This window comes from Mesorhizobium sp. M7A.F.Ca.AU.002.02.1.1, from assembly GCF_003998535.1.
GTDB classification, from domain to species: domain Bacteria; phylum Pseudomonadota; class Alphaproteobacteria; order Rhizobiales; family Rhizobiaceae; genus Mesorhizobium; species Mesorhizobium ciceri.
Map to the genome: position 1 here is coordinate 1 of NZ_RZPB01000269.1, position 7390 is coordinate 7390.

The 7390-nt window shown below is 63.1% G+C and carries 9 protein-coding genes and 1 pseudogene; 7 read left to right on the forward strand and 3 right to left on the reverse strand.

Going from position 1 to position 7390, the window contains the following annotated elements; translation table 11 throughout:
• From EN879_RS17530 to EN879_RS17550, 5 genes are all read left to right on the forward strand, one after another.
• A partial coding sequence (locus EN879_RS17530; RefSeq protein WP_164774449.1) for a cupin domain-containing protein occupies positions 1-252 on the forward strand: 252 nt, incomplete at its 5' end.
• Positions 242-1327 carry an ABC transporter ATP-binding protein gene (locus tag EN879_RS17535; protein WP_027164193.1) on the forward strand — a complete coding sequence of 362 codons (1086 nt, stop codon included), beginning with the start codon at positions 242-244 and terminating at the stop codon, positions 1325-1327. The genes EN879_RS17530 and EN879_RS17535, both read left to right, overlap by 11 nt.
• A gap of 177 nt (positions 1328-1504) precedes the next feature.
• Positions 1505-2110 (forward strand): hypothetical protein, encoded by a 606-nt coding sequence (locus EN879_RS17540; protein ID WP_063167639.1) that lies wholly within the window; start codon positions 1505-1507, stop codon positions 2108-2110.
• Positions 2111-2246: 136 nt separating this feature from the next.
• Positions 2247-2600, forward strand: a complete 354-nt coding sequence (locus tag EN879_RS17545) for a nuclear transport factor 2 family protein (protein WP_013532858.1) — start codon at positions 2247-2249, stop codon at positions 2598-2600.
• 173 nt (positions 2601-2773) lie between these two features.
• Positions 2774-3124 carry an ArsC family reductase gene (locus EN879_RS17550; protein ID WP_063167640.1) on the forward strand — a complete coding sequence of 117 codons (351 nt, stop codon included), beginning with the start codon at positions 2774-2776 and terminating at the stop codon, positions 3122-3124.
• A 213-nt stretch (positions 3125-3337) separates the two neighbouring features.
• On the opposite strand, the gene EN879_RS17560 is transcribed toward EN879_RS17550, so the two are convergent.
• From EN879_RS17560 to EN879_RS17570, 3 genes and pseudogenes are all read right to left on the reverse strand, one after another.
• A complete protein-coding gene (locus EN879_RS17560; RefSeq protein WP_063167641.1) occupies positions 3338-3691 on the reverse strand; it encodes a DUF488 domain-containing protein in 354 nt (117 codons plus the stop codon).
• 21 nt (positions 3692-3712) lie between these two features.
• Positions 3713-4969, reverse strand: coding sequence for an aminopeptidase (locus tag EN879_RS17565; RefSeq protein ID WP_063167642.1), 1257 nt, complete (start codon positions 4967-4969; stop codon positions 3713-3715).
• Positions 4966-5948 (reverse strand): annotated as a pseudogene (locus EN879_RS17570) (LysR substrate-binding domain-containing protein). Before EN879_RS17570 ends, EN879_RS17565 begins: the two are co-directional and overlap by 4 nt.
• Before the next feature lie 94 nt (positions 5949-6042).
• Between EN879_RS17570 and EN879_RS17575 the strand changes: the two are divergent.
• Both EN879_RS17575 and EN879_RS17580 read left to right on the forward strand, forming a co-directional pair.
• Positions 6043-6264, forward strand: a complete 222-nt coding sequence (locus EN879_RS17575; protein WP_063167643.1) for a hypothetical protein — start codon at positions 6043-6045, stop codon at positions 6262-6264.
• Positions 6265-6380: 116 nt separating this feature from the next.
• Positions 6381-7390, forward strand: a 1010-nt coding sequence (locus tag EN879_RS17580) for a YbfB/YjiJ family MFS transporter (RefSeq protein ID WP_127274153.1), incomplete at its 3' end; no start/stop codon positions are given.

The following is a 7390-nucleotide window of genomic DNA, read 5'->3' on the forward strand; positions in this document are numbered from 1 at the left end:
GGCATGCGCATAGGCCTCGGCCGTGCCGCCGCCGGCTTCCACCGTCACCAGCATGCCGGCCATGAATTCGGCTTCGTGCTGGCTGGTGAGGTCGAACTGGTGGTGGATTCGACAAAGTACGTGCTGAAGGCCGGCGACAGCTTTGCCTTCAAGAGCACGCTTTTGCATGCCTTCCGCAATCCGGGCGCCGAGCGGTGCCAGATTCTCTGGGTCAACACCACGAAGCCGTCCGAGGTTCGCGATGGCGCCTGATCCACTCGTCCGGCTGCAGGCGGTCTCGAAGATTTTTCCTGGCGGCATCGTCGGGCTCGACGCCGTCGATCTCGACATTATCAGCGGCGAGTTCATCACGCTGCTCGGGCCGTCGGGTTGCGGCAAGACCACCAGTCTGCGCGTCATCGCCGGTTTCGAAAGCCCGTCGAGCGGCAAGGTGCTGCTAGACGGCCGCGATATCACGGCACTTCGCCCGTTCGACCGGCCGGTCAATACCGTGTTCCAGGACTACGCGCTGTTCCCGCACATGAATGTTGCAGAAAATGTCGGCTTCGGTCTGTCGCTGCGCAAACTGTCTGGAGCCGAACAGGCTAAGCGCACCGGCGAAGCGCTCGACATGGTCGGTCTCGCCGACAAGCTTGGCGCCCGTGTCTCCGAACTGTCTGGCGGCCAGCGCCAACGCGTCGCGCTCGCGCGTGCCATCGTCTGCGAGCCGCGCGTGCTGCTGCTCGACGAGCCGTTGTCGGCGCTCGATGCGCATCTGCGCGAACAGATGCAGGTTGAGCTGAAGCGGCTGCAGTCGCGGCTTGGCACCACCTTCGTCATGGTCACCCACGACCAGACCGAAGCGCTGTCGATTTCCGACCGCATCGTCGTCATGAACAAGGGCCGCATCGAGCAGATCGCACCGCCGGCCACACTTTATGACCGGCCTGCCACGAAGTTTGTGGCGAGCTTCATCGGCACCATGAATCTCCTGCAATCACGGTTTGTCGGCCGCGATGGCGATCGCTTGCGTTTCACCGCCGGCACCCTGCCGCTGGAGGCTATTTCTGAAACCGGCGAGGCACCTGCCGAGGGCGCTACCCGCACCATCGGCGTGCGCCCGGAGGATTTGCTGGCGATGACCGAGGCCGCGCCCGGCACCGCACCGGCGCGCGTCAACAGCGTCGTCTTTCACGGCCGCACGCTGCGCCTGCATGCCGAACTCGGGCAGGGCGCACCTGTCGTCATCGACGCGCCGCGCCAGGCCGAGGGTTTTCGCTTCCAGGTCGGCGACGTGGCGCATATCAGCCTGCGCCGTGGCGCCAACTGCCCAGTGCTGCCAGGTTAGTTCATCGAACTCTAAAAACCGGGGCCAACTGGGCGATCCACGATTTCCTCGAGGTCGAGGGTATCATCGGCTGCTGGGCGTGAGCTCGAATAGATTCCAGGCTTGACTCAAGGAGAGCGTTCCTGTTTTGTTCCGGAATGGAGCAAAACAGGAGCGTTCTTTGCCGGGCGTGTGCGTATGTATCTGCAAGGCGAATTCGACTATGGACTTCCAGAGCCGCCATGGCGGCCTAAACGGCCCGAGCGCGTGTTCTTCGGTTTGTTTTTGCAGTCTAAGGACCATTCGCGCTTTGCCGATTGTCAAAATCGGCTATGCGGCCAATGCGGGGTAACCGGCGACCAACTGCTACCGGAGCGTTTTCACGTCAGCCTGCAGCATGTCGGTGATTACAAAAGGCTACGGTCCAAAATTCTTTTTGCGGCCGCCCGATCGGGACGGCGCATTGCGATGGCCCCGTTCGAGGTTACCTTTCGCTATGCCAGTAGCTTTCCCGGCCGACCGGCGACTAGGGGCAAGCCAGCCAAACACCCTTTCGTGCTTCTCGCCGATGACGGACCGGTTTGTGAGTTGAGCAGGAAGCTCGGCGTCGAAATGCTGCGCGAAGGCCTCAAGGCGTCAGATGGTTTCGTTCCGCATCTGACGCTTGCATATGACCGAAAACTTGTCCCCAAACAGCCTATGGGCCCAATCAGCTTTGTTGCACGAGAGTTCGTCCTTGTGCACAGCTTGCGCGGACTGAAGAAGTACGTTTTCCCGGAATGTTGGCCGCTGAGCGCGATGTGATGTGCTCACATCGTCGTCACATACTCCGAGCGATATCCATCATCCTGACATGGCTTGTCAGCTACCCCGTGGTCCGACGATGGCAGGCCAGCGAGTCGTTGCCTATTTGCAGTGCGTCTGAACAGGAGGAACGCAAATGACCATCGCGGAAATTGCCAAGGATTTTACCGAGCTGCTCAAGCAGGGCGAGAACGAAGCTGCCGCCGAGAAGTACAATTCCGACGATATCGTGAGCTACGAAGCCATGGAGGGGCCGATGGCCATCTCCCGTGGCAAGGAGGCTCTCAGGCAGAAGGGCCAGTGGTGGCAGGAGAACAATGAAGTCCATGGCGGCTCTGTCGAAGGCCCCTATGTCAATGGCGACCAGTTCGCGGTGCGCTTCAAGTTCGACATAACGCCCAAGGCTACCGGCGAGCGTGTCACCATGGATGAAGTTGGCCTCTACACGGTCAAAAACGGCAAGATCACCGAAGAGCGCTTCTATTATTGAGGCCGGACCCCCGGCTTCCGGCTCACATCGCTGCTGCATGATCTGGAGGTTAGACGGCCAGGACATTGTCCTGGCCGTCATGTGGAACGGAGATATGGCAACGGCTCTGGCAAATCGGGAAGGGCGGTTTAGTCTGTGGAACGGATTCGACAGTCAGCCAAGGAAGCACGCTTTTGACGATCACCATGTACGGCATCACCACCTGCGACACGGTCAGGAAGGCGCGCGTCTGGCTGGAAGGCCATGACGTAGCCTACCGGTTTCACGATTTCAGGGCCGAGGGACTGGACGCGAAGCGGCTGGATGGTTGGGCGGGCAAGGTCGGCTGGGAAAAGCTGCTCAACAAGGCGAGCACGACGTTCCGCGAGCTGCCGGACAAGGAAAAGCAGGGTCTCGACGAGAAGAGCGCCAAGGCGCTGATGCTGGCCAAGCCGACCATGATCAAGCGGCCGGTTCTGGAGGTAGGCGACCGGGTTATGGTCGGGTTCAAGGCTGATGTCTATGAGGCGGCGGTGGGGGAGTAGAGCTGCCTCTCGGTCCACGGTGTTCCGTGGCGCCCCCCTCTGTCCTGCCGGACATCTCCCCCTCAAGTGGGGAGATTGGCAGCTTCGCCGCTCCGCCATTCCTGTCACGTTCGGGATTTGCGAAGAAGATGATGACAGCGGATCTCCCCACCTGAGGGGGAGATGGCCGGCAGGCCAGAGGGGGGGCGCTGTCCCGCCGACCGCCATAAAATCTCAGCGTCCGCGCAGATACCCCGCCAGCGCCACCGCATTGTTGTGCGCCTCGTCAAGCGCGCCGTAGAGCAGCGTCACCTTGCCGTTACCCAGCAGGCCTCGCAACTGCGTCACCGCCGCGCCATTCCCATCCAGCTCAGCGCCATACCGCTCCTGAAACTCCGCCCAGCGCACCGCCTCGTGTCCGAACCATTTGCGCAACTCGTCGCTCGGCGCGATGTCCTTCAACCACAGCGTCAGCGCGGCGTCTTGCTTGCTGACGCCGCGCGGCCAGATGCGGTCGACCAGAACCCGCTGCCCGTCATCGGCAGCGGGCGGCTCGTAGATACGCTTGACCGCGATCTTGAAGGCCATCACACCTCCTGGCTGGAACCCTCAGGCCCACTCGCCCTTGCGCATGACAGGCACGCGGGCGCCGTCCTTGTGGACGCCATCGATGTCGATCTTGTCCGAGCCGATCATCCAGTCGATGTGGATGAAGCTCTTGTTGCCGCCGCGCGCGGCGATCTCGTCCTGGCTGAGCGAGGCGCCGTCGACGAAGCACTTCGAATAGCATTGGCCGAGCGCGATGTGGCAGGCGGCGTTCTCGTCGAACAGCGTGTTGAAGAACAACAGGCCGCTGGCCGATATCGGCGAGGAATGCGGCACCAGCGCCACCTCGCCGAGACGGCGCGCGCCCTCGTCGGTGTCGAGCACTTTCTTCAGCACGTCCTCGCCCTTCGATGCCTTGGCCTCGACGATCCTGCCTTCTTCGAAACGCACCGAAATGTCGTCGATCAGCGTGCCCTGGTAGGACAGCGGCTTGGTCGAGGAGACATGGCCTTCGACTCGCCCCGCATGCGGCGTGGTGAAGACCTCCTCGGTCGGGATGTTGGGGTTGCAGGTGATGCCGTTCTTGGCGGTCGAGGCGCCGCCCATCCATTCATGGCCGTCCGCCAGTCCAACCGTCAGGTCGGTGCCCGGTCCGGTGAAGTGCAGCGCATGGAAATTATGGCCGTTGAGCCATTCGGTGCGGCTGCGCAGCGCCGCGTTGTGCGCCCTCCAGTTGCCGATCGGATCCTCCACATCGACCCGCGACGCGGCGAAGATGGCATCGGCGAGTTTCACGACCGCAACATCGTCGGCATCGCCGGGGAAGACCTGTTTGGCCCAGGCGAGGTCCGGATAGGCGACGATGTTCCAATTGATGTCGAAGCCGGTGATCTTTTCCAACGCCGGCTGATAAGCCATCGAATTGGCCTTGTTGGCGCGCGCCACTTTCGCCGGATCCTGTGCGGAGAGCAGCGACGGATCCTCGCCGCGCACCGCAAGCCTGGCCGCATTGTTGGAGAAGGCCTTCGCCATGCCTTCATAGAGCCAGCCGGCGGCGCGGTCGAAGCTCGCATCGGCGCCGAAGCGGTAGCGCGCCAGCGTCATCTCGTCATCGTTGAAGATCGGCGTCACCAGGCCGGCGCCGGCCTTGTAGGCATGCTCGACGATCCGCCTGGTTAGCGGCAGTGCCGCGATCGATGACGTCAGCACCAGATCCTGCCCTGGCTGCAATTGCAGCCCGACCTTGATGGCGACTTCCGCCAGCCTGTCGAGCTTCACCGGGTCGATTGATGCGGAAACGCCGCGCGAATGTGTGGTCATGATCCTGCCTGTCGTAGTTTGATGTCCGACCTACCATAGAGCGGCGGCGCGGCGCTTTCCACCGCGATCGCGCCGGCGGGTTTTGGGTTTGCGGACCCGAACCGCGCCATGGTTGCTTCGATCTCTTCCCTGATCCAGACCTTGAAATCCCGGACCTTGCGGCTTTCCGCCTTGACGGACGAGGTCACCAGCCAATAGCCGAGCCCGCTCTGGGCGCGGATACCGAAAGGCGCCACCAGCCGCCCGTCGGCCAGCGCATCCGCGGCGAGCAATTGCCAGCCCAGCATCACGCCGTGGCCGGCAATCGCCGATTCCAGGCACAGCATCGGGTCGGTGAAACGCGCACCCTTGAGGAAGCTGACAGGTGGGACGCCGGCCGTCTCGAACCAGCTTTCCCAGTTGATCATTGCTCGCTCGTCGGTGATCGCGCAGGTCTGGGCAAGGTCCTCGATCGACTTCAGTTTTTGGGCAATCGCCGGCGCGCAGACCGGGAAGACTTCCTGCGCCAAGAGCAGTTCCGTGCGCCCGCCCGGCCATTTGCCGTCGCCAAGCCGGATGGCGATGTCGATGTCTGAGTGATCGAGATTGACCAGCCGCACCGAAGCGTCGATGCGCAGCAGCACGTTGGGATGCCGGTCGAAGTGGCGAGATAGTCTGGGCAACAGCCACTTCGAGGCAAAGGCCGGCGCCACCGAAACCACCAATGTGCATTGCGTAGCCTCGTCGGCCAGCGCCACGGCCTGGGAAAGCTCACGAAATCCAGCACCAAGGCGGGCCGCGAAGACGGCGCCGAATTCGGTCAGCACCAGACCGCTCGCCGTTCGCTCGAACAGCGCCTGGCCGAGCTGTTTTTCGGTACGGCTTATCTGCTGGCTGCGGAAACGTTGAGCTCACCGGCGGCCGCCGCCAGCGATCCGAGACGGGCAACGGTTTCGACGGCGCGCAGGCCGTTGAGGTGGACGCGGTTGAGCATGGCCATTGAGTTTTTCTAAACTGATCCGGCTGAAATCTCAATTGAAAGGCATGTCGAAACGGCGGATTTTATCGGAAGAGACAGACCTGTGGAGCCGGAAATGCTGAGGATCTTGTCGTCGTCGCTGAAGGTCTTTTTCGCTGCGAGTACGCCGTATGAGCCGCACCCGGACAGCGAAACGCAGAGATGGCTGACCGATCCGCTTTCGCATCCGGTGCTGAACACCATGTCGGAACGCGAACTGGGCGATGTGCCGTTCAGGCTGACGGCACGGCGGACAGTGCACGAGACGGCCCCGTTGCACGCCGGCGGCCGCTGCTGAGCAGCCGCCAAGCGTTCCGGCTTGAGGAAAGTCGAGGCGAGCACCACGTCCCGCGCACGCGCTGGCCCAACAGATGGCGATTGTTTCAGCGACCCCTGCACTTATTGTGCAGTGCAATGACATCAGCCACCTCGACAGCGCTGCGTTTCGCCTTCGCCGGCATGATTGCCATGGCGGTTGCCATGGGCATCGGCCGTTTCGTCTACACGCCGATCCTGCCCGGCATGATGCAGGAATTGCATCTGTCGCCTGCCGATGCCGGTTGGATCGCGTCGGCCAATTATCTCGGTTATCTCGTCGGCGCGTTGGCAGCGGCGGGCGGCTGGGCGCATGGGCGCGAGCGCCTGCTGATGCTGGCGGGGCTTGGCGCCAGTACGGTCCTTGCCGCGCTGATGGGGCTGACCGAAGCGATGACGGCCTTTCTCGCTATCCGCTTTCTGGCCGGTCTGGCCAGCGCCTTCGTCATGGTGTTCATGGCCAGCACCGTTTTCAGCCACATCGCGGCTGCCGGTCGCAACGACCTGCAGGCCTGGCATTTCGGCGGCGTCGGGCTCGGCATAGCGGCATCGGCGGCGATGATGGCGGTGCTGGTCGCCGAGCATTCGGGCTGGGCTGCAGGCTGGCTGTGGTCGGCGGCGATTTCGGCCTGTGGTTTCGTCCTCGTTGCGCTGTTGGCCAATGAGGGTCCGCTCGGCAACGGCGAAGCCACCCGCGAGCCGGCACTGCGGATGGACCGGTCGTTGGTCAAGGTCATCGTCGCCTACGGCCTGTTCGGCTTTGGCTATGTGGTGACGGCGACATTCCTGGTCGCCATCGTCCGGCAAGGCGGCGGCAGCCGCGTCTTCGAGGCCATGGTGTGGATGGTCGCCGGTCTTGCGGGCTTTCCCTCAGTCTGGCTCTGGCAGAAGATCGCGGCCCGGACCGGCCTTTATGCCGCCTATGCGCTGGCGTGCTTCATCGAAGTTGCCGGCGTCACCGCCAGCGTCGCCATCGGCGGCGCCACCGGGCCGCTGCTTGCCGGCGTGCTGCTCGGTGGCACCTTCATTGCCATCACCGCATTTGGCCTGCAGGCCGCCCGGCAGCAGGCGCCAAGCGCGCCGCGGCGGATATTCGCCCTGATGACGGC

What these genes read in the sequence shown, in the direction of transcription:
- EN879_RS17545 (WP_013532858.1), top strand. Translation starts at nt 2,247, where the DNA reads ATGACCATCGCGGAAATTGCCAAGGATTTTACCGAGCTGCTCAAGCAG.
- EN879_RS17560 (WP_063167641.1), bottom strand. Translation starts at nt 3,691, where the DNA reads ATGGCCTTCAAGATCGCGGTCAAGCGTATCTACGAGCCGCCCGCTGCC.
- EN879_RS17540 (WP_063167639.1), top strand. Translation starts at nt 1,505, where the DNA reads ATGTATCTGCAAGGCGAATTCGACTATGGACTTCCAGAGCCGCCATGG.
- EN879_RS17535 (WP_027164193.1), top strand. Translation starts at nt 242, where the DNA reads ATGGCGCCTGATCCACTCGTCCGGCTGCAGGCGGTCTCGAAGATTTTT.
- EN879_RS17565 (WP_063167642.1), bottom strand. Translation starts at nt 4,969, where the DNA reads ATGACCACACATTCGCGCGGCGTTTCCGCATCAATCGACCCGGTGAAG.
- EN879_RS17575 (WP_063167643.1), top strand. Translation starts at nt 6,043, where the DNA reads ATGCTGAGGATCTTGTCGTCGTCGCTGAAGGTCTTTTTCGCTGCGAGT.